Here is a 22,767-nt window from a genome sequence, read left to right on the forward strand (position 1 = left end):
TGATTATGCTATAATAACAAAAGGAGATTTTGCAATTAGGGGATTAGGAAAATGATTGATATCAAAGAGATTTTGGAAAAAATGCATCCAAATCAAAAGGTAAATTATGACAAAGTCATGCAACAAATGATTAAAGTATGGCAAAAAGAGGAAAAAAGGCCAAGGATTTTGATGCATGTATGCTGTGCACCCTGCTCTACATACACACTTGAATACCTGTCAGAGTATGCGGATATTACCGTTTATTTTGCGAATTCTAATATCCATCCAAAGGATGAATACCATAGAAGAGCTTATGTGACACAAGAATTTATTTCAAACTTTAATAAAAAAACGGGATACTCAGTTCATTTCATTGAAGCGCCCTACGTACCAAACGAATTTTTTAAGGTTGTTAGAGGTTTAGAAAGTGAGCCAGAAGGTGGTGATAGGTGCCGGGTTTGTTTCGATTATCGTTTGGACAAAACTGCCCAAAAAGCTCTTGAGTTAGGATTTGATTATTTTGCCAGCGCTTTAACTATTAGCCCTCATAAAAATGCTCAAACCATTAATTCAGTTGGCATTGATGTCCAACAGCTCTACGCAACACATTATTTACCAAGTGATTTTAAAAAGAATAATGGTTATCGACGATCAGTAGAGATGTGTGATGAATATGATATCTATAGACAATGTTATTGTGGCTGTGTTTTTGCAGCAAAAGCACAGCAAATCGATTTGGTCGCAATCAAAAAAGAAGCTAGAGCATTTATGAATGAAAAATCAGAACATGATTTTCCAAATATTCGCTTTACCTATGAAGGAAAAGAAGTATAAAATACGAATAGAAGAGTATCATCCCAATTTATGCTATAGTAATGAACAGAATGAAAGTAAATGACAAGGAGTAGTTATGCGAAAACGTGGATTTGAATTAATATCATCAATGACAAATAAAGATTTATTACCAAAAAGAGAAACAGCTCATGCAGCGGGGTATGATTTATCTGTTGCTGAAAAAACAGTAATTAAGGCAGGTGAGATTGTACTCGTTCCAACTGGAGTAAAAGCCTATATGCAGGCTGGTGAAGTATTATATCTTTATGATCGCTCATCAAACCCTCGAAAGAAGGGCTTGGTTCTTGCTAACTCTGTTGGAGTCATTGATGGGGATTATTATAATAACCCCTCAAATGAAGGTCATATTTTTGCTCAAATGCAAAATATTACAAAAAAAGATGTTGTTTTAGAAGTAGGAGAACGCATTGTTCAAGGTGTCTTTGCGCCATTTTTAGTTGTGGATGATGATGAGGCAAGTGGTGAAAGAACTGGTGGATTTGGAAGTACAGGACAGTAAAAGACTTCAAAAGGAAAAAAGAAATGGCTAAGAAAAAAACAACTTTTGTCTGTCAAAAATGTGGCTATCAATCTCCTAAATATCTAGGACGTTGTCCCAACTGTTCGGCATGGTCATCATTTGTTGAAGAGGTTGAAGTAACAGAAGTAAAAAATGCGCGTGTTAGCTTAACGGGTGAAAAAACAAAACCAATCAAATTAAAAGAAGTTGATTCGATCAATTACGCGAGAACCAAGACAAAAATGGATGAGTTTAACCGTGTTTTAGGCGGTGGTGTCGTTCCTGGCTCCTTAGTCTTAATTGGTGGTGATCCAGGAATAGGGAAGTCAACGTTACTTTTACAAGTTTCAACACAATTGGCTGACAATGGGACAGTATTATATGTTTCAGGTGAAGAGTCTGCAGAACAAATCAAACTTCGAAGTGAGCGACTTGGCGATATTGATAATGAATTCTATCTTTATGCAGAGACAAACATGCAAAATATAAGAGCCGAGGTTGAAAAAATCAATCCTGATTTTTTAGTTATTGATTCTATTCAGACTATTATGAGTCCTGAAATTTCAAGTGTTCAAGGATCTGTATCTCAAGTTAGAGAAGTAACTGCAGAATTAATGCAATTAGCAAAGACAAATAATATCGCAACTTTTATTGTTGGACATGTTACAAAAGAAGGGACATTGGCTGGACCCCGCATGCTTGAGCATATGGTGGATACAGTTTTGTATTTTGAAGGAGAAAGACACCATACGTTTAGGATTCTAAGAGCAGTTAAAAATCGTTTTGGTTCAACCAATGAAATTGGCATATTTGAGATGCAGTCTGGTGGTTTAGTAGAAGTATTGAACCCTAGTCAAGTCTTTTTAGAAGAACGGTTGGCTGATGCCACTGGTTCTGCAATTGTGGTAACGATGGAAGGTAGCCGCCCTATTCTAGCCGAAGTCCAAGCTTTGGTGACACCGACCGTTTTTGGAAATGCAAGACGAACAACAACAGGTTTAGATTTTAACCGTGTTAGTTTGATTATGGCTGTCTTGGAAAAAAGATGTGGCTTACTCTTACAAAACCAAGATGCCTACTTAAAGTCTGCAGGTGGTGTGAAGCTTAATGAACCAGCAATTGATTTAGCAGTAGCAGTTGCAATTGCTTCAAGTTATAGGGAAAAACCAACAAACCCTCAAGAGGCTTTTATTGGTGAAATAGGTTTAACTGGTGAAATTAGACGGGTTACAAGGATTGAGCAAAGAATTAATGAAGCTGCTAAGTTAGGGTTTACCAAGATTTATGCACCAAAAAATTCACTTTCTGGCATAACACTTCCTGAGACAATCACAGTAGTTGGTGTAATGACAGTAAATGATGTCTTAAAAGCAGTCTTTAAATAAAAATGGTTGGCTAATCTTAGCTAACCATTTTTTATAAACAGATTCTATGACAGCTGATTTTAAAAATGATAAGATTAAAAGTAATTTGATTGTCAAACAATTAATGCTTAAGTGAGGGAAATGAATGTCTTATTTTGATAATTTTTTAAAAACCAATCAAGCTTATGCAGATTTGCATGGAACTGCTCAATTACCCTTGAAACCAAAAACAAAAGTTGCTATTGTGACCTGTATGGATTCAAGACTTCATGTTGCTCAAGCTTTAGGTCTCGCTCTTGGAGATGCCCATATTTTAAGAAATGCCGGTGGCCGTGTAACAGAAGATATGATTAGATCACTTGTTATTTCTCAGCAACAAATGGGGACCAGAGAGATAGTTGTCTTACATCATACAGATTGTGGGGCACAGACATTTACTAATGACGAATTTACGAAACACATTCAGGATGTTTTAGGTGTAGATGTTTCCGGGCAAGATTTTTTACCGTTTGAAAATGTTCAAGAAAGTGTTAGAGAAGATATGGCAATTTTAGAGGCATCACCACTTATTCCTGATGATGTTGTCATAAATGGTGCTGTCTATGATGTTGAAACTGGGCGAATGACAGCAGTTGGTAAATAGTATAAAAAATTGACATCAAATGAATTTTTTATTAAAATAAAAAGTTTGACAGGAGATTAAACGATGTCAAATATTAATGAAAAAGCAAAGAATGCTTTAATTAATGCATTATTGGATGTTGAAGTTGCAAGTGATAAAGAACTTTATCAGATATTACTCCAATCAAAGGAGCAACTTGAAAAAGGACAACCTGAGAATCTTGTGTTTTCAAAACTAAATAGTTTTTTAACAACTTATTTGTTAACGCATCAATTTAAAATACCAAAGGGCGCTCAAGAACTTTTTAAATATAGTCAAAGAATTGCTGCTAGTTATCGTGGGACAGCAATGCAAACCATGCTTTTTATGGGGTTGGGACCACACGGAGGTTTCTAGAAAAAATTTTCTTTTTAAAATGTCCTCATGCTTTTAGTTGATATTGATGAAAGAGCTGTCGATACTTTTAGACTATGATGATATTGCTGTTCAACATTTAAATTTAGAATCATTTGCTAAGATAATTAAAAATAGAATTACAAGAGGTGTGGTGACGTTAAAGCATCGCTGTCAGAAGCTCTCATGTAATAGTGACACAATAATTTTTGGTGCTTTGCCTTTTTTCAAAGCACCTTTTTTGTTATAATAAAAAGGATTGAAATGAACAGGAGAAAATGGAATGTCAAAACCAATTCGTGTGCGTTACGCACCAAGTCCTACAGGATTATTACATATCGGAAATGCGCGTACAGCGCTATTTAACTATTTATATGCTCGTCATCACAATGGCACATTTGTCATTCGTATCGAGGATACCGATCGCAAAAGACATGTTGAAGACGGGGAACGTTCACAGTTAGAAAATCTTAGATGGCTAGGAATAGATTGGGATGAAAGTCCTGAAACACATGAAAAATACCGTCAATCAGAACGACTTGACTTATACCAAAAGTATATTGATCAGTTATTAGCTGAAGGTAAAGCCTATAAATCATATACTACAGAAGAGGAATTAGCAGCAGAACGTGAACGCCAAGAGGCTGCTGGTGAAACACCTCGTTACATTAATGAATTTATTGGCATGTCTGAAGCTGAAAAGTCAGCTTATATTGCTGAACGAGAAGCAAAAGGGATTATCCCAACCGTTCGTCTTTCTGTCAATGAATCTGGTATCTATAAATGGCATGATATTGTTAAAGGTGATATCGAGTTTGAAGGTGGAAACATCGGTGGTGACTGGGTAATTCAAAAAAAAGATGGCTATCCAACTTATAATTTTGCTGTTGTTATTGATGATCATGATATGCAAATTTCTCATGTTATTCGTGGAGATGACCATATTGCAAATACACCAAAACAATTGATGGTCTATGAAGCATTAGGTTGGGAAGCGCCAGAATTTGGACACATGACCTTAATCATTAATTCTGAAACTGGTAAAAAGTTATCTAAACGTGATACCAATACTTTACAATTTATTGAAGATTACCGTAAAAAAGGTTATATGCCAGAAGCAGTCTTTAATTTTATTGCGCTACTAGGATGGAATCCTGGTGGTGAGGATGAAATTTTCTCACGCCAAGAGTTGATTACATTATTCGATGAAACAAGGTTAAGTAAATCACCAGCAGCATTTGATCAAAAGAAAATGGACTGGATGAGCAATGAATACATTAAAAATGCTGATTTTGAAACAGTCTTTAATTTGTGTAAACCCTTCTTAGAAGAGGCAGGACGTTTGACAGATAAGGCTGAAAAGTTAGTTGAACTTTATCAACCACAATTAAAATCAGCTGATGAGATTGTCACTTTAACCGATTTGTTCTTTACAGATTTCCCAGCATTAACTGAAGCCGAAAAAGAAGTTATGGCTGGTGAAACGGTACCAACTGTATTAGAGGCATTTAAAGCAAAATTAGAAGCTATGTCTGATGATGATTTCCAACCAGAAAATATCTTCCCTCAAATTAAGGCCGTTCAAAAGGACACAGGTATTAAAGGAAAAAATCTCTTTATGCCGATTCGTATCGCTGTTTCTGGTGAGATGCACGGGCCAGAACTTCCTAACACGATTTATTTATTGGGTAAAGAAAAATCAATTGAACATATTGAAAATATGTTGGCTAAACTTGTCTAAATGAAAAAGCTTCCTTGGAAGCTTTTTTTCTTATTTGTGTCTTTGTTTAAAGTATTGAGGCTTTTTGTAACTTTATGGTATAATAGTAATAATTTAGATGTTTGGAGTAACGCTTTGAAAAAGTCTTATCGAGTAAAACGTGAGAAGGATTTTCAGGCTATTTTTGAAACGGGTCAAAACGTAGCTAACCGAAAATTTGTTATTTATTTTTTGGAAAAAAATCAAGCTCATTTTAGAGTTGGAATATCTGTTGGAAAAAGACTTGGAAATGCTGTTACACGTAATGCTGTAAAACGAAAAGTCAGACATGTTTTGATCGCTAATCAAGATAAGTTAAAAAATTATGACTTTGTTGTTATAGCAAGAAAGGGAGTTGAAGAACTTGATTTTGATGAAGTCAAGAAAAATTTGGAGCATGCCCTACGTTTAGCCAAACTTTATCAGGAAGGTTTAGAAGAGTGAAAAAAAAGCTTAAGTTCATTAGTTTATTAGGGTTGGTTCCCTTACTGGTTGCCTGTGGTCGTGGTAATGTTACTAGTCATTCAACAGGTTTGTGGGATAAACTAGTCTATTTTTTTGCCAAATCCATAGAAGTCTTATCATTTGAACAATCTATAGGTTTAGGTATTATCCTATTTACTTTAGTTGTTAGGTTAGTATTATTGCCTTTGTATAACATGCAGATTAAGTCAAGTCGACAAATGCAAGATATTCAACCAAAACTAAAAGCTTTACAAGCTAAATATCCTGGTAAGGATAATGAAAGTCGAATGGCCTTGGCACAAGAAAGTCAAGCTTTATACAAAGAGCATGGTATTAATCCATATGCAAGTATGATTCCGCTTTTGATTCAAATGCCGGTTATGATTGCCTTGTATCAAGCTTTGATTCGTGCACCATTCTTAAAAACAGGAACTTTTCTTTGGTTCGAGCTTGCTAAGCCAGATCATTTAATTATTTTACCTATTTTGGCAGCAGTATTTACTTTCTTATCAACTTGGTTGACAAATAAAGCTGCATCTGAAAGTAATCTTATGATGACAATGATGACATATCTTATGCCAGTTATGATTTTCTTTATGGGACTTGGCCTTGCAAGTGGTGTCGTCTTATATTGGACAGTGTCAAATGCTTTTCAAGTTGCTCAGTTAATGATTTTTAATAATCCATTTAAGATAATTGCAGAACGTGAAAAAGTTATAGCTGCCGAAAAAGAACGTCAAGCAAAAATGAGACGTGCTAAGAAGAAAGCAAAACGTCAAAGAAATTAAGGAGTATTATTATGGTATTATTCACAGGAAAAACTGTTGAAGAAGCTATTGAAAAAGGACTTTCAGAACTTAACATTTCACGGTTAAAAGCCCATATAAAAGTTGTTTCAAAAGAGAAAAAAGGATTCCTTGGCTTTGGGAAAAAACCAGCACAGGTTGATATCGAAGGAATCAACGAAAAAACAGTATATAAAGCAGATAAAAAAGCAACACGTAGCGTTCCAGACGAAATTAATAAACAGAACGCACCTGTTGTTAAACCAAAAGCAGACAAAGAGCCAGTTGAGGAAGTTACAGCCGAGGAGCCTGTCACGCAAGAAGAATCCGTGGAAATAATTCCGACTGAGTCGGTTTCACAAGATAATGTTGAAGAGATTAAAGAAGTAAAAGCAACAGAATCATCATCAACTGAAGAAACCTTTGAAGAATTTGTTGCAAAAGAATTTAAGGAAGATGATACTAGTAAAGATATTGCTGAAGCAGCAAAGGAAGTATCTGATTATGTTTCAAAAGTCATTTATGAGATGGACATTGATGCTAGTATTGAGACAAGTCATAATAGACGTCAAATAAACCTTCAAATTGAAACACAAGAAGCTGGTAGAGTTATTGGATATCATGGGAAAGTATTGAAATCCCTTCAATTATTAGCTCAAAACTACCTTCATGATCGCTATTCTAAAAACTTCTCAGTTGTTCTAAATGTGCATGATTACGTTGAACACCGTACCGAAACACTTATTGATTTTACACAAAAAATTGCACAGCGTGTGATTGATTCTGGCGAATCTTATACATTGGACCCAATGAGTAATAGTGAACGAAAAATTGTTCACAAAACGGTGTCAAGCATTGAAGGCGTGGAAAGTTATTCTGAAGGCAATGACCCTAATCGTTTTGTGGTTGTCTCAGTCAAAAATGAATTAGACTAAAAATCTGACATTGTTCAGGTTTTTTTATTATCTTTACAACCACTTACCTCATCTTTTTAACCACTTAGCAAAAAGGTTAACTAAGAAAAGCTAAAATTTGATAGGATAATATCAAAGGAGAGATGCAGATGAAATGGCTATTTAAAGAAGTAGAGCAGCAAAATGAGATGATTGTTACCGTCACAAAAAAACAATTATGATCATGAAGTCAACAGTTTAATGACATATTTGGAAAGTTATGCACAAGAAAAATCAGATATTATTCCTTTAAAGACACCTGATGGCATTAGATTGTTAAAGAAAGATAGCATTATTGCTGTTGATGTTGACGGAAGACAATTACAGTTAAAGACTTTAAAAGGGAACTTTTACATAACTGAAAGATTATATCAATTTAAAGAGAGGATAAACTCAACTGATATTGTTCAAGTTTCTAAGCAAAGTTTAATCAATATTAATCATCTGAATAAGCTTGAAGCCAGCTTTTCAGGAAATATGTTAGCTATTTTGATAAATGATGTTAAAGTTATGGTTAGTAGACGTTATTTGAAAAATTTAGAACAAAAATTAGGTTTATAAGGGGGTTAAAAATGAAAAAAGGTATTATTTATTTTATCATTGGAGTTGGGATTGGTTCTTTTCTTTATATAATTAATTTATTGATATATCAATTTGAACCATCAGTTCAAAATGCTCTGATTACTTGGGTTTGTTCAGGATTAATGGGATTAGTATCATTGATTTATGAGAAAACAAAATGGTCAGAAATGTTAAAAATAAGTGTTCATATGTTATCTATTTATCTTTTAGTAATGACAATGCTTTTAATCAATCAATGGATTCCTTTTCAAATAGGTTATCTTTTAGGAGTTAGTTTTGAATTCATGATAATCTATTTAATCATAGCTGCCTTCTTTATTTGGGAAAGTAAAGAAAGAGTCAGTGAAATCAATAAAAAATTAAATGAAAGAAAGTAAAACTAGAAAATAAACCTTGACAAGACCTATTCATTTATTATAAAATATTATGGTATGTTTAGTAACTGATATCACAATAGCCGGCTAAACGAATACAAAATCTATGAGGAGGTATTCACTGTGAAACGTACTTATCAACCAAGTAAAATTCGTCGTCAACGTAAACACGGATTCCGTCACCGTATGTCAACTAAAAACGGACGTCGCGTGCTTGCTAGCCGTCGTCGTAAAGGACGTAAAGTATTATCAGCTTAAGAATTGATTAATACAAATTATCTGAAAAACCAAGAGTGCTCGAGGCTCATGGTTTTTATTTTTGCCTTAATATCGCTTTTTAAGCGATAATAATCATTTTCCTTAAAAAATGTGATAAAATGAACTTAATAAAGAAATTAAGGAAAAAATATTATGGATATTACACAAGTAATAGAAGTAAACTACGCTTCCATGGGTAATAAAGAAAAAAAGGTTGCTGAGTATGTTATGAAAAATGCTCAAGAACTACATAATATTACTATTCATGAGTTAGCAGAGATATTATCTGTCGCACCATCCACTATCACACGCTTTTGTCAAAGATTAGGCTGTCAAAATTTCGTTGATTTTAAAATGCGTCTACATGCTAATAATCAGCCCAAAAAAGAACTCAAATCAGGCTTACATCAACTGGTAACATCATATTACGATGATGTTATTAGTCGAACAGCTAAATTGGTTTCTGAAGAAGAGATTGATGCCGTTGTTAAAGCTATGAAAGAAACAAAACGGATTTTAATTTACGGTTTGGGAAGCTCTGGACTATCAGCTGAGGAATTTAGGATGCGTCTTGTTAGGATGGGATTGCAAGCATGGAGTGAAAGAGATGGACATATGATTATTATGGGAAGCAAAATGACTTCTGAAACAGATTTGATCATTGGCATTAGTAGTTCAGGAGAGACCCCAGAAATTGTAGAAGCTCTAGAAAATGCTCACGCAAATGGAGCTAAAACAATTGCTATGACGAGTGTTCCAACAAGTTCATTAGACAATTTAGATGTTGATATTAGGCTCTTTATGCATAATAAACAATTTCTAAACGAAGCTTATTTTATGAACAGACAAATTACAGCGCTTTACATTATTGATTTAATTACCATGAAACTTTTAGAAGACAGTGCTTTAAAAACTAATATTCAATCGACCTATCATCGCATTGTAGCAGGAAAACATTAGAAGACTTTCAATTGATGAAAGTCTTTTTTTATTTCGGAAAAATTTAGAAATAAGATGTAATAAAGAAAATAATTTCATTTTTATAATTATATTGAATTTTATTTCATTAATGATATAATTAAAAATGTGAGTGCTTACATTAAAATTAGGAGGAAATAATGAGAGGAGAAATAAAAGGTCAATTGATTGTCTCTTGTCAAGCATTGGAAAATGAGCCACTTCATAGTGAATTTATCATGGGAAGAATGGCTAAGGCTGCTGAATAAGGCGGAGCAAAGGGGATAAGAGCCAATTCAATCAAAGACATTAAAGAAATAAAAAAAACAAGTTAATCTACCAATTATTGGGATAATCAAAAAACATTATCAGGATTCAGAAGTGTATATCACGACAACAATGGTTGAAGTAGAAGCTTTGGTAGATGTCGGTGTGGATATTATTGCATTAGATGCAACATCATCATTGAGACCTGGTGGAAAAACACTATCGCAATTTTATAAAGAAATTCGTCAAAAGTTTCCCCACCAAAAATTGATGGCGGATTGTTCCACCTTAGAAGAAATGCTGATTGCTGATAAACTGGGTTTCGATTTTATAGGCACCACTTTAGTGGGTTATACAAAACAAAGTAAACATTTAAAAATTGAAGCCCATGATTTTGAAATAATCAAAAAAGCAGTTTCTATTCTTAGACACCCTATTATTGCTGAAGGGAATATTAGTACTCCTGAAAAAGCAAAACGCGTTATGGAATTAGGAGTCTATTGTATTGTTGTTGGTTCAGCTATCACACGACCACAGTTAATCACAAAAACATTTGCAGATGCTATTTTAGAAAATAGGAGTGAATAAAATGAGAGATTTAAGAAAATATCAAGGCGTGATTCCAGCTTTCTATGCTTGTTATGATAAGAATGGCGAAATTAGTCAAGAAGGTGTTAAAAAACTGGTACAGTATTTTATCGATAAAGGTGTTCAAGGCATTTATGTTAATGGTTCTTCTGGAGAATGTATCTACCAAAGTGTTGAAGATCGTAAGTTGATTATAGAAGCTGTTATGGAGGTTGCAAAAGGGAAATTAACAGTTATCAATCACGTTGCTTGCAATAATACAAAAGACAGTATGGTTTTAGCCAGACATTCAGAAGCATTGGGAGTGGATGCTATTGCAGCAATTCCTCCAATATATTTCAAATTACCTGATTATGCCATTGAGAAATATTGGAATGATATCAGCAGTGCCGCTCCAAACACTGATTTTATTATCTATAACATTCCACAGTTAGCAGGTGTTGCATTAACACCAAAACTTTATGAAAAAATGCGCCAAAATCCACGAGTTATTGGTGTTAAAAATTCCTCTATGCCTGTTCAAGATATTCAACAATTTGTTGCGGACGGTGGAGATGACTATATTGTCTTTAATGGACCATATGAACAGTTCCTTGGTGGACGTATGATGGGTGCAAAAGCAGGTATTGGAGGTACTTATGCGGTAATGCCTGATTTATTTTTAACTTTAAATCAAATGATTGCTGATAAGAAATTAGACAAGGCTAGAGAGTTACAGTATGCGATTGATTCAATTATTTATAAAATGGTTTCAGGTCGTGCCAATATGTATGCAATTGCAAAAGAAATCCTAAAAATGAATGAGTCATTAGACTTAGGATCGGTTCGTTTACCATTAGAACCATTACATGATTCTAATGATCACAAAATTGCTAAAGAAGCCGTTCAGATGATTAATAAAGCTAGAAAAGACTTTTTATCATAAAAACAGGGAAAAATCTTAACATAAGGGAATTTTAGGAGAAATTTATGTCGGATTCAGGATTTACACTCATTGATTTAGCGATTATTATTGTCTACTTAATTGCTGTTTTAGCAGTTGGGTTAATTTTGTCAAAGAAAGAAATGCAAGGAAAAGAATTCTTTAAAGGGGATGGTTCTATACCTTGGTATGTTACAGCTTTTTCTATCTTTGCAACTTTATTAAGTCCCATATCATTCATGGCATTAGCAGGAAATTCTTATGCAGGGACATGGTTAATGTTTTTTGCTCAATTGGGGATGGTGATTGCCATTCCTTTGGCAATTCGTTTTTTCTTACCAATATATGCCTATCTGGATATTGATTCTGCTTATCATTATCTAGAGTTACGATTTAACTCTAGAAAGTTACGTGCCTTATCAGCGATATTCTTTATCATTTACCAAGTCGGTCGGATGTCTATTATTATGTACCTACCTTCAGTTGCACTGAGTATTTTAACTGGCATTGATGTTAATACGTTAATTATTGTTATGGGAATTATTGCCATTATTTACTCTTACACAGGTGGTATCAAATCAGTGTTATGGACTGACTTTATTCAAGGTCTCGTTTTATTTATTGGTGTGATTATTGCTTTACTCTTTTTAATTCATGATTTAGATGGTGGTTTAACTGCTATCTCAGATCAGCTTATTCACCATGGAAAGTTTTTAGCTGCAGACCAACCATTATTTAACCCAAATTTATTACAAAGTTCAGTTTTTCTATTAATTGTTGGGGCTGGTGTTAATACTTTATCCAGTTACATGTCATCTCAAGATATTGTTCAACGCTTTACCACAACTCAAGATATTAAAAAATTGAATAAAATGATGTTTACAAATGGTTTTTTGTCAATTTTTATCTCAATCTTTTTCTATCTTATTGGAACAGGACTTTATGTACTCTACACTATCCAAAGTCCAAGTTCTACAGTACAGTCACTTCCACAAGATCAGGTCTTTATGTATTATATCTCCGCTGGTTTACCAGTAGGTATAACAGGTATCATGATTGCGGCTATTTATGCAGCAGCTCAATCAACTTTATCAACAGGATTAAATTCTGTAGCTACATCATGGACTTTAGATATTCAAGATGCTATTAGTAAAGACTTGACAGATAAACAAAGAACCAAAATGGCACAATACATCTCCTTGGGTGTTGGCATTTTCTCAATTGTAGTATCAATTATTATGGCACATTCAAATATAAAATCTGCTTATGAATGGTTTAATGGATTTATGGGATTGGTACTTGGTGTTTTAGGAGGAATATTTATTTTAGCAGCTTTCTTTAAACGATCAAATAAATATGGAGCATGGGCTGCATTAGTGACATCAAGTATTGTCATGATTGCTATTAAATATGGTGTCTCAGCAGAGGCTGTTAATTTCTGGTCATATGGCATTATTTCAGTTATTGTTTCTGTTATCTCAGGTTTATTAGTGTCTTATTTAACTCCAAAAACAGAAACACCATTTGGAACAACTATTTATGATATTAAAGCTATAAAATCCGATCAATCATGGAAAGTGAGAAATTAATATGGAATTTTATCAAAGTAGTCAATTTGTGAAAAATCATCCTTTACTTCAAAAGATTACAGAAGTTCTTGAAACTTTAGACTTTGACAAACTTGAAAAAGGGATGCATCAATTTAATGACCAACTTTATTATAATGTCATTCAATACCAGTCAACTAAAGAAGAAAACAGAGTTTGGGAAAGTCACCGTAAAGAATATGATGTGCACTACATTATATCTGGTGAAGAAAGAATTTATCATAACTTTCTAGATCAAATGACACTGGCAGATTATGATGACAAGAATGACTGGCAACAAATGTCTGGTCAAAAGGGTAGTGAGATTGTATTGAGGCAAGGTAATCTCCTCTTGCTAGATGCAAATGATGCTCATATGACAGGATTAATGGTAAATGAAGAAATGACAGTCAAAAAAATTGTCTTTAAATTGACAATGTCATTAAAGAAAGGATAAAAAGGGATCCTAGGGATCCCTTTTTCGGTAGGTGACGCTCATGATTATTGGTATTGATATAGGAGGTACAAGCATCAAAGCAGAACTCTTTGATGCTAATGGTCAATCGCAAAGTAAACTAAAAGAAATCAAAACCCCAATTGATTATCATAAACAAACAAATGATATTCTTAATGCGGTGAAGCAATTGGTCCAATCATTTCTCAAAGAGGAAACTCAAATTGAAGGAATTGCTATTTCAAGTGCTGGTGTTATTGATTCTGAAAAAGGTAAAGTCGTTTATTCTGGCCCGACAATACCTAACTATAAGGGAACAAATTTAAAAGACGAAATTGAAAAAACGTTTAAAATAAAATGCGAAGTAGAAAATGATGTCAACTGTGCTGCTCTAGGAGAAATGTGGAAAGGTGCTGGGAGGACGAGTCATAGTTTCATTTGCATAACAGTTGGTACTGGAATTGGTGGAGCTATTATTTTAAATCAAACATTATGGAGAGGATTTCAACATTGTGCAGGTGAAGTCGGCTATATTCCAGTAAGTGATAAAACTTGGCAAGATCTAGCATCGACAAGTAGTTTAGTCAGTGATTATGAACAATTGACTAAGAAAAACAATTCTAATGGGAAACTCATTTTTGCTGCCTATGAGGCTGGAGAAGAGAGTGCGCAAAAAGTGATCAAGCAATTAGTGGATAATCTAACAAAAGGATTATTACCGCTTTTATACATTATAAATCCAGAAGCTATTATTTTTGGCGGTGGTATTTTTGAAAGAAAAGAAATTTTACTACCATTAATCGAAGAAGCATTAGCCTCTCAATTACAAGACAATTTCTTTAAACCTGACCATATTTTTGGGGCAGAATTAGGAAATAAGGCAGGAAGACTAGGCGCTGTTTATCATTTCATTAGTAAAAATGCATTTAACTGAATATTCTAATTTTATAAACTTTTTTAAATATTCTTTTGAAAACGCTTTTAGAAGATGTTATAATAAAACAAGACCTATTATTTTAGTTGATCATTAAAAATGTACTTTAAATGAAAATAAAATTAAATTTAAATTAGAATAATAGACTAATTTAGAATTGAGAGGGGGTGCCAAGGTGACAAATTCAATTTTTGAAACAATGAAAGAAATTGAGAAGCAAGCTGAGGTAATTGTCGAAGATTATGAAAAAAAATCTAAACAACTACAAGAACAGGCTAATCAAGAACTTGTGGGACTAAAAATGGAATGTGACCAAAAAAGACAAGAAATCTTGAAGGAAAAAGAGGACACTCTTTCAAGTGACCTAGCTAATTTGAAAGATAATCTCAGTCAAAAAATGCAACAGAATGAAACTAAAGTTAGGTCGGTTTTGACTGATCGAAAAGCTATTCTAGTTGAACAAATTGTGGAGAAGGTGGTAGAGACATATGGCCATTAGTCAGATGAAAAAACTTTCTATCATTTTTGGCAAAGAACATCTTGATGCTATCTTAAGTTTACTTCAATGCTCAAATATGATTGAAATTAGAGATGTCTCCAAAATGATAAATTGGCAGGAGGGTTTTGAGACCAATCAAGTTTTCTTACCAATAGGACAACATGATAGTCAAACTGATAATCAAGCTTTTAATAATAAAAATAACCTAACATTTTTAGAGCAAAAGCAAAATGAATTAGAAAATACAATGACGAAGTTGAATAGCTTTTTGCCGAAAAAAGGAATGTTAGCGAACCTTAAAACAAAAGACAAAGTGCTGACTTTTGAAGAATTACAAGAATTAGGAAATGAAAATTTTGATGAAGACACTAGTGAAGAAATCCTTCAAAAGATAAATCAATACCATTTTTTAGAAAAGAAAATAGAAGAAACACAAAAAAACGATAATGATTTAGAAAAATGGAGAAATCTCTCGGTTTCGCCAAATCAACTAAAGCAGTTTACTTACCTCGGAACAGCAGTAGGGACCATTCCAAATACTGAAAATGATGAGATTTTAAAAGCATTAGAAAAAAATGACTTTGTAGTTGTTGAAGAAGTATTTCATACAGAATTTGAACATGGCTTACTTCTTTTTTGGGATAAAAATCATAAGCCTCCTTTAGACGATTATCAATTTAACGTTTTTGATTATGAATATGATCAATTACCAAAACAATTACTAGAAAATGATTTTGAGAAAATCACGAAATGGCAATCTGAAAAAAACACTCTTTATATAGAACTACAGCAATCACAAAAAGCTTTAGAGTCTCTCCAGTTACAAACCGAATATATTTTGTCCATTTCTGGAAGGCAAGAAGTCAAACAAAGACTAGCGAGTACTAAATACTTAGTTGCGTTAGAAGGTTGGATTGAAGCAGAAAGATTAGAAGAGTTAAGAGCTAAACTGGATGAACAATATGCAAACCAAGTTTTAATACAAGAAAGTTTTATCACTGAAGAAGATATTGAGGAAGTGCCAATCAAGCTAAAAAATCATGGACTGATTGAACCCTTTGAGATCATTACTGAAATGTACTCTCTACCAAAATATAATGAAAAAGACCCAACTCCGATATTGGCACCTTTTTATTTTACTTTTTTTGGAATGATGGTTGCAGATTTAGGATATGGTTTACTTTTATTCTTGGTCACTTTTCTAGCACAGAAACGCTTTTATTTTTCAAAGGGAATGGCAAGATTTGTTAAATTCTTCAATATTTTATCTGTGTCTGTTGCATTATGGGGCTTGGTATATGGTTCATTTTTTGGTTATACTTTACCATTTGTTTTGATATCAACAACGACAGATGTGATGACCATTTTAATATTATCTGTTGCATTTGGATTTATTACCTTGTTAACAGGCCTTTATTTAGGTGGACGTCAAAAAGTTAGAATAGGTGATTTTACCAGTGCTTATAATGAAGGTTTTGCTTGGTGCTTAATCTTACTTGGGATTCTACTATTGGTTCTAGGAATGTTTATTCCAGGCTTGTCGATTTTCTCAGTTATTGGCAAATGGCTAGCTATAGCAAATGCAGTTGGAATATTATTGGTTTCAATAATGAATAAGAAAAGTTTACTAGGCTTGGGTACTGGACTTTACAATCTCTACAATGCTTCAGGTTATGTCGGTGATTTAGTCAGTTTTACAAGACTAATGGCTTTGGGGCTTTCGGGCGCTAGTATAGGGTCAGCTTTTAATTTAATTGTTGGGCTCTTTCCGCCGGTTGGTCGTTTTACAGTTGGTCTGATCTTATTTATCTTTTTACATGCCATAAATATCTTTTTATCATTACTTTCAGGATATGTTCACGGTGCAAGACTTATCTTTGTAGAATTCTTTGGAAAATTTTATGAAGGTGGTGGAAAACCATTTCAGCCTTTTAAAACAAGTGAAAAATACATCAAAATACATTCAAATACACAAGTGGAGGAAAAATAACATGGAACAATTAGCGCATTACTTTTCAACTTATGGTGGAGCATTTTTTGCAGGTTTGGGAGTTGCTTTAGCAGTATCACTAAGTGGTATGGGTTCTGCCTATGGTGTAGGTAAAGCTGGTCAAGCTGCTGCGGCTCTATTAAAAGAACAACCTGAGAAATTCTCTTCTGCTTTGATTTTACAATTGCTGCCAGGAACTCAAGGACTGTATGGATTTGTTATTGGCTTTATCGTCTTATTACAAATTACTCCAGAGTTAACACCTTCTAAAGGTGTTGCCTACTTCTTTGCCTGCTTACCAGTAGCCATTGTCGGTTACTTTTCAGCAAAACATCAAGGGAATGTGTCTGTTGCAGGGATGCAAATCTTAGCAAAACGTCCAAAAGAATTTATGAAAGGTGCTATCTTAGCAGCTATGGTTGAAACTTATGCTATTTTGGCATTTGTTGTATCCTTCATATTAACAACTCGTGTTGGCTAAATCATCACTGAAACTTTTAGTCATTTGTATTGGAGGAATTTGAGTGAGTGATATTAATCAATTAAAAAGTGCTGTCCTTGAACAAGCACATCAAGAAGGAAAATATCGTCTTGAAATGGCTCGAAAAAAGGTAAATCAGCAATTTCGGGAAGATAAAAAAAGAATCCTAACGGATAGTGATTCAGAAACAAGTAGACAGCTAAAAGAGTTAAATCAAAAATTTCAAGTGGAAAGTCAACAAATTAAAAATCAAGAACGACAATCAACACTTGTTACAAAGCAAACCGTTTTAAAAGAGCTATTTCAAGCTGCTTTAGAGAAGATGGAAGCATTTGATGTTGAGGAAGAATTGTATTTTTTAAATCTGATTTTAAAAAAATATCAGGACCAAGACATTCTTGTTAGTCTAGGTGAGATAACAAGTCAAAAATTTAGTTCTCAAGCTTTGGCTGAGTTGATAAAACAGTATCCAAATGCAAGTTTTAATGAAAAGAGTATTGATAAGGAAGCAGGTTTTATGATTTCAATAGGCCAAGTAGATCAAAATTATCTCTACTCTAATCTTGTTAATTCAATTTTTAAAGAGGAAAGCTCTCGTATTGCAAATGCTATTTTTAAAGAAAATTAGGAGGCTATTTTATGAATGATACCTTATTTTCACAAATAAATACAAGCATCAGTGTTAGGGAGCATCAATTATTAAATTCAGAACAGTTTTCAAAATTATTGCAAACACAAGATAAAAACCAAATTGCCAATCTATTGCAAACAACGCCTTATCAGTTGAGTTCTGATGATCTGGATGATTTAAATAAGGTAGAGTCTGTTCTGATGAGAGAACTAGAAAAAACATATCACTGGGCTTATGAAGAAACGCCTATTATAGGTTTAGTACAATTTTTTACATTACCTTACACTTATCATAATTTGAAAGTTCTCTTAAAATCAAAAGCTAATCAAAAAGACTTTAGTCATCTACTCATTTCAATAGGAGCTAAATCTTTGTCAGAGCTTGAACACTTGGTGACAACTTTGAATTCTGAAAAATTTCCAAAAAGTGTTGTTGAAGAAGTTCAATCTATTTGGTCAGAATTTCAAGATTATCAAGATGTGAGAGTGTTAGAAGTTGGTGCTGATTTGGCTTACTTCAAACACTTGAAGTGGTTGGTTGAGCAGTTAGAAGAACCAATATTAAAAAAAGCTGCTCTTGTTATTACAGATTTGTATAATATTCAAGTTGTAAAGAGGGCAGAAAAACAAAATAGACCTGCTAGTTTCATGAAACAATTAATCTCTGATGAAGGAAGTTTGACATTAAATGATTACCTTTCTATTAGTAAAGATAGTGGACTAGCTACTTGGTATAACCAATTAGGTTTAAACTTATTGACTTCTGAATTAATCAGGTATGAAGAAAAAATGGTGAATGGAACCATTTCATTATTGGAATTATATCAATTGACTGATATCCTATTGTACCAGTTGTTCTTAGAGGGTAAATATCAAGTTCAAGGCCCTTTACTATTAGCAAGATATCTCTTTGGCAAAGAACTCGAAGTTAAAAACTTAAGGCTTATATTATCTGGTGTTTGTAATGAGTTACCAATTCAATCGATTAAAGAAAGGATGAGACCAATTTATGACCAATAAAACCTACAAAATAGGTGTTATCGGTAATCGTGATGCGATTTTACCTTTTCGAATGATTGGTTTTCAAACCTTTCCTGTTACTAAAGCACAAGATGCCATTAACACCCTAAGAAAACTCTCAAGAGATGATTTTGGAATTATTTATCTAACCGAAGATATTGCAAGAGAAATTCCTGATACAATTGCTTATTATGACAGTCAAGTTAAGCCTGCAGTCATATTGATTCCAACGCATAAAGGAAGTAATGGTTTAGGAATAAAACGTGTCCAAGACAATGTAGAGAAGGCAGTTGGACAAAATATACTTGAACAAAAATAGAAAGAGATTGTTAAATTAAAGGAGGATAAACTTGAGTCAAGGAAAAATAATTAAAGTTTCAGGGCCCCTAGTAGTAGCATCTGGAATGGAAGATGCCAATATTCAAGATATTTGTCGAGTGGGCCATTTGGGTTTGATTGGTGAAATTATTGAAATGAGACGCGATCAAGCTTCTATTCAGGTATATGAGGAAACATCTGGAATTGGCCCTGGTGAACCAGTAGTGACAACAGGCAGTCCTCTTTCAGTGGAATTAGGGCCTGGATTGATTTCAGAAATGTTTGATGGTATTCAAAGACCTTTAGATCGTTTCAAACAAAGTACTAATAGTGATTTTCTAATTAGAGGAGTTGAGGTTCCAAGCCTCAATCGTGAAAAGACTTGGGATTTCAAAGCACAATTATCAGTAGGAGATCCAGTTGTTGCAGGCGATATTTTAGGTGTTGTAGAAGAAACACGTGTTATTGAACATCGCATTATGGTGCCTTATCCTATTTCAGGAACTTTAAAATCTATTTCTGAAGGGAAATTTACTGTCACTGATATTGTTTATGAAATTGAAAAAGAAGATGGAACACTCTATCAAGGAACGTTAATTCAGAAATGGCCAGTTCGTAGAGCAAGACCAGTTACCAAAAAACTGATACCAGTTGAGCCTCTTATCACAGGTCAACGGGTTATAGATACTTTTTTTCCAGTAACAAAAGGTGGTGCAGCTGCAGTTCCAGGTCCTTTTGGAGCTGGAAAAACGGTTGTGCAACATCAGGTAGCAAAATTTGCGAATGTTGATATTGTTATTTATGTTGGTTGTGGCGAACGTGGAAATGAAATGACGGATGTTCTAAATGAATTTCCAGAATTGATTGATCCAAATACAGGACAATCTATTATGCAACGCACAGTCCTAATTGCCAACACATCTAATATGCCAGTGGCAGCGCGTGAAGCGTCTATTTACACAGGCATAACAATTGCAGAATATTTCCGTGATATGGGTTATTCTGTTGCTATCATGGCTGATTCAACATCACGGTGGGCTGAGGCACTACGTGAAATGTCTGGTCGGCTTGAAGAAATGCCTGGAGATGAGGGTTATCCTGCATATTTAGGTAGCCGTATTGCAGAATATTATGAACGTGCTGGACGTGTTCAAACGCTGGGTGGCGAAGAAAGAGAAGGTACCATTACAGCCATTGGAGCCGTTTCGCCACCAGGAGGTGATATTTCAGAACCAGTCACACAAAATACCTTACGTATTGTTAAGGTGTTCTGGGGTCTAGATGCACCTTTAGCACAAAGAAGGCATTTTCCAGCCATTAATTGGTTAACATCCTATTCACTTTATAAAGATGAAATTGGAAAATATATTAACAAAGCGCAAGAAACAAATTGGGCTCAAAAAGTCTCTAAAGCAATGAATATTCTCCAAAGAGAAGCTAGTCTTGAAGAAATTGTTCGGCTCGTGGGTCTTGATTCGCTGTCCGAACAAGATCGGTTAACAATGGCAGTTGCTCGTCAGATTCGTGAAGACTATCTTCAACAAAATGCTTTTGATAGTGTTGATACTTTTACGTCATTTGCTAAGCAAGAAGCTATGTTAACGAATATTTTAACGTTTAACAAAGAGGCTTCTAAAGCATTAGAATTAGGTGCTTACTTTAGTGAGATAATGGAAGGGACAGCTAGCATTAGAGATAAAATTGCTAGAAGTAAATATATACCAGAAGATCAATTAGAGGAGATTAAATCCTTATCGGATGTTCTAAAAACGGATATTCACCATGTTTTAGAAAAGGGAGGAATTTAGATGAGTGTTCTTAAAGAATATCGAACGGTCAGCGAAGTTGTCGGCCCTTTGATGATTGTAGATCAGGTTTCAGGTGTTCATTACAATGAATTAGTGGAAATCAAATTGCATGATGGTGAAATACGTCAAGGACAAGTATTAGAAGTCCAAGAAGATAAAGCTATGGTTCAGTTATTTGAAGGTTCCAGTGGTATTAATTTAGCAAAAGCAAAAGTTAGATTTACTGGACATCCACTAGAATTAGCTGTTTCAGAAGATATGGTTGGTCGAATTTTTGATGGAATGGGAAATCCAATAGATGGAGGTCCTGAACTAATTCCAGAAAAATATTTGGATATAGATGGCCAAGCCATTAATCCTGTTGCAAGAGATTATCCTGATGAATTTATTCAAACAGGCATTTCAGCAATTGATCACCTGAATACACTTGTGCGTGGACAAAAACTTCCTGTGTTTTCTGGTTCTGGTCTCCCACATAATGAACTAGCAGCGCAGATTGCTCGTCAATCCACTGTTTTGAATTCTGATGAAAACTTTGCTGTGGTCTTTGCAGCTATGGGAATTACTTTTGAAGAAGCAGAATTTTTTATGAATGACCTTCGTGAGACTGGTGCCATTGATCGTTCAGTTTTATTTGTTAATTTAGCTAATGATCCTGCTATTGAAAGAATCGCAACGCCAAGAATTGCCTTAACGACAGCTGAATATTTAGCCTATGAAAAAGACATGCATGTTCTTGTCATCATGACAGACATGACCAATTATTGTGAAGCTTTACGTGAAGTTTCTGCAGCTAGACGAGAAGTTCCAGGTCGTCGTGGCTATCCAGGTTACCTATATACAAACTTATCAACCCTTTATGAACGTGCCGGACGATTAGTGGGGAAAAAAGGCTCTGTAACTCAAATTCCTATTTTAACCATGCCTGAAGATGATATCACACATCCAATTCCTGACTTAACTGGCTATATTACCGAAGGACAAATTATTCTATCACATGAATTGTACAATAGTGGTTATCGTCCACCAATTAATGTCTTACCTTCCTTATCTCGTCTGAAAGATAAAGGCTCTGGTGAGGGAAAAACACGAGTTGATCATGCAGCTACAATGAACCAACTTTTTGCTGCTTATGCACAAGGAAAGCAAGCAAAAGAGTTAGCTGTTGTTTTGGGTGAATCTGCTTTATCAGAAACAGATAAAAAATACGTACGATTCACAGATCGTTTTGAAGAAGACTATATTAACCAAGGATTCTTTACAAATCGAAGTATTGAAGAAAGTATAGATCTTGGTTGGGAATTATTAACAATCTTGCCTAGGACGGAATTAAAACGAATTAAAGACGATATGTTAGATCAATACCTCCCTAAAGTACAAAAAGAAGATGACTAGTACAAAAACGGCAGTAATTAAAGGAGG

The 22,767-nt window shown here is 34.2% G+C and carries 25 protein-coding genes and 1 pseudogene; all 26 read left to right on the plus strand.

Annotated features, from left to right (window positions below; all coding sequences use genetic code 11):
* The first annotated feature begins 51 nt into the window (after window positions 1–51).
* Complete coding sequence (locus STRUR_RS00865) at window positions 52–816, plus strand: epoxyqueuosine reductase QueH (RefSeq protein ID WP_006740348.1); 765 nt, start codon at window positions 52–54, stop codon at window positions 814–816.
* Window positions 817–892: 76 nt separating this feature from the next.
* Window positions 893–1,336, plus strand: a complete 444-nt coding sequence (locus STRUR_RS00870) for a dUTP diphosphatase (RefSeq protein ID WP_006739741.1) — start codon at window positions 893–895, stop codon at window positions 1,334–1,336.
* A gap of 23 nt (window positions 1,337–1,359) precedes the next feature.
* A complete protein-coding gene (radA, locus tag STRUR_RS00875) occupies window positions 1,360–2,721 on the plus strand; it encodes a DNA repair protein RadA (RefSeq protein WP_006738838.1) in 1,362 nt (453 codons plus the stop codon).
* Between the two features lie 124 nt (window positions 2,722–2,845).
* Window positions 2,846–3,343, plus strand: a complete 498-nt coding sequence (locus STRUR_RS00880; RefSeq protein ID WP_006740083.1) for a beta-class carbonic anhydrase — start codon at window positions 2,846–2,848, stop codon at window positions 3,341–3,343.
* 63 nt (window positions 3,344–3,406) lie between these two features.
* The gene (locus STRUR_RS00885) at window positions 3,407–3,718 is read left to right on the plus strand and encodes a bacteriocin immunity protein (RefSeq protein ID WP_006739514.1); all 312 of its coding nucleotides are present in this window, start codon (window positions 3,407–3,409) and stop codon (window positions 3,716–3,718) included.
* A 280-nt stretch (window positions 3,719–3,998) separates the two neighbouring features.
* The gene (gene gltX, locus STRUR_RS00890) at window positions 3,999–5,456 is read left to right on the plus strand and encodes a glutamate--tRNA ligase (protein WP_006740043.1); all 1,458 of its coding nucleotides are present in this window, start codon (window positions 3,999–4,001) and stop codon (window positions 5,454–5,456) included.
* A 114-nt stretch (window positions 5,457–5,570) separates the two neighbouring features.
* A complete protein-coding gene (gene rnpA, locus STRUR_RS00895; protein WP_006739743.1) occupies window positions 5,571–5,918 on the plus strand; it encodes a ribonuclease P protein component in 348 nt (115 codons plus the stop codon).
* On the plus strand, window positions 5,915–6,727 hold the full coding sequence (locus tag STRUR_RS00900; protein ID WP_006739154.1) for a YidC/Oxa1 family membrane protein insertase: 813 nt from the start codon (window positions 5,915–5,917) through the stop codon (window positions 6,725–6,727). Before rnpA ends, STRUR_RS00900 begins: the two co-directional genes overlap by 4 nt.
* A gap of 11 nt (window positions 6,728–6,738) precedes the next feature.
* On the plus strand, window positions 6,739–7,659 hold the full coding sequence (gene jag, locus STRUR_RS00905) for an RNA-binding cell elongation regulator Jag/EloR (RefSeq protein ID WP_006739041.1): 921 nt from the start codon (window positions 6,739–6,741) through the stop codon (window positions 7,657–7,659).
* Window positions 7,660–7,878: 219 nt separating this feature from the next.
* On the plus strand, window positions 7,879–8,238 hold the full coding sequence (locus STRUR_RS00910) for a LytTR family DNA-binding domain-containing protein (RefSeq protein WP_006738510.1): 360 nt from the start codon (window positions 7,879–7,881) through the stop codon (window positions 8,236–8,238).
* An 11-nt stretch (window positions 8,239–8,249) separates the two neighbouring features.
* Window positions 8,250–8,636 (plus strand): DUF3021 domain-containing protein, encoded by a 387-nt coding sequence (locus STRUR_RS00915; RefSeq protein WP_006740216.1) that lies wholly within the window; start codon window positions 8,250–8,252, stop codon window positions 8,634–8,636.
* A 120-nt stretch (window positions 8,637–8,756) separates the two neighbouring features.
* On the plus strand, window positions 8,757–8,891 hold the full coding sequence (gene rpmH, locus STRUR_RS00920) for a 50S ribosomal protein L34 (RefSeq protein ID WP_000831903.1): 135 nt from the start codon (window positions 8,757–8,759) through the stop codon (window positions 8,889–8,891).
* A 153-nt stretch (window positions 8,892–9,044) separates the two neighbouring features.
* Window positions 9,045–9,851, plus strand: coding sequence for a MurR/RpiR family transcriptional regulator (locus STRUR_RS00925; RefSeq protein WP_006739264.1), 807 nt, complete (start codon window positions 9,045–9,047; stop codon window positions 9,849–9,851).
* A 158-nt stretch (window positions 9,852–10,009) separates the two neighbouring features.
* Window positions 10,010–10,703 (plus strand): annotated as a pseudogene (locus tag STRUR_RS00930) (N-acetylmannosamine-6-phosphate 2-epimerase).
* A 1-nt stretch (window position 10,704) separates the two neighbouring features.
* Window positions 10,705–11,628 (plus strand): dihydrodipicolinate synthase family protein, encoded by a 924-nt coding sequence (locus STRUR_RS00935; protein WP_006740499.1) that lies wholly within the window; start codon window positions 10,705–10,707, stop codon window positions 11,626–11,628.
* Window positions 11,629–11,672: 44 nt separating this feature from the next.
* Window positions 11,673–13,214, plus strand: coding sequence for a sodium:solute symporter family protein (locus STRUR_RS00940; RefSeq protein ID WP_006740091.1), 1,542 nt, complete (start codon window positions 11,673–11,675; stop codon window positions 13,212–13,214).
* 1 nt (window position 13,215) lies between these two features.
* On the plus strand, window positions 13,216–13,668 hold the full coding sequence (locus tag STRUR_RS00945; RefSeq protein WP_006739327.1) for a NanQ anomerase/TabA/YiaL family protein: 453 nt from the start codon (window positions 13,216–13,218) through the stop codon (window positions 13,666–13,668).
* 40 nt (window positions 13,669–13,708) lie between these two features.
* Complete coding sequence (locus tag STRUR_RS00950) at window positions 13,709–14,599, plus strand: ROK family protein (RefSeq protein WP_006739141.1); 891 nt, start codon at window positions 13,709–13,711, stop codon at window positions 14,597–14,599.
* Between the two features lie 175 nt (window positions 14,600–14,774).
* Window positions 14,775–15,098: a hypothetical protein gene (locus STRUR_RS00955; RefSeq protein WP_006739180.1), complete on the plus strand. Its 324-nt coding sequence runs from the start codon at window positions 14,775–14,777 to the stop codon at window positions 15,096–15,098.
* Window positions 15,088–17,088, plus strand: coding sequence for a V-type ATP synthase subunit I (locus tag STRUR_RS00960; RefSeq protein WP_006739492.1), 2,001 nt, complete (start codon window positions 15,088–15,090; stop codon window positions 17,086–17,088). The genes STRUR_RS00955 and STRUR_RS00960 overlap by 11 nt, the downstream gene beginning before the upstream one ends.
* Window position 17,089: 1 nt before the next feature.
* Window positions 17,090–17,569 carry a V-type ATP synthase subunit K gene (locus STRUR_RS00965; protein WP_006738682.1) on the plus strand — a complete coding sequence of 160 codons (480 nt, stop codon included), beginning with the start codon at window positions 17,090–17,092 and terminating at the stop codon, window positions 17,567–17,569.
* 43 nt (window positions 17,570–17,612) lie between these two features.
* Complete coding sequence (locus STRUR_RS00970; protein WP_006738574.1) at window positions 17,613–18,197, plus strand: hypothetical protein; 585 nt, start codon at window positions 17,613–17,615, stop codon at window positions 18,195–18,197.
* 11 nt (window positions 18,198–18,208) lie between these two features.
* A complete protein-coding gene (locus STRUR_RS00975; RefSeq protein WP_006739908.1) occupies window positions 18,209–19,219 on the plus strand; it encodes a V-type ATPase subunit in 1,011 nt (336 codons plus the stop codon).
* Window positions 19,209–19,538 (plus strand): V-type ATP synthase subunit F, encoded by a 330-nt coding sequence (locus STRUR_RS00980; protein ID WP_006740486.1) that lies wholly within the window; start codon window positions 19,209–19,211, stop codon window positions 19,536–19,538. Before STRUR_RS00975 ends, STRUR_RS00980 begins: the two co-directional genes overlap by 11 nt.
* A 31-nt stretch (window positions 19,539–19,569) precedes the next feature.
* On the plus strand, window positions 19,570–21,345 hold the full coding sequence (locus STRUR_RS00985) for a V-type ATP synthase subunit A (RefSeq protein ID WP_006738447.1): 1,776 nt from the start codon (window positions 19,570–19,572) through the stop codon (window positions 21,343–21,345).
* Window positions 21,346–22,740 (plus strand): V-type ATP synthase subunit B, encoded by a 1,395-nt coding sequence (locus tag STRUR_RS00990; RefSeq protein WP_006738566.1) that lies wholly within the window; start codon window positions 21,346–21,348, stop codon window positions 22,738–22,740. It begins immediately after the preceding gene.
* Window positions 22,741–22,767: the final 27 nt, after the last annotated feature.

The sequence above is a fragment of the Streptococcus urinalis 2285-97 genome (assembly GCF_000188055.2).
Classification (GTDB): Bacteria; Bacillota; Bacilli; order Lactobacillales; family Streptococcaceae; genus Streptococcus; species Streptococcus urinalis.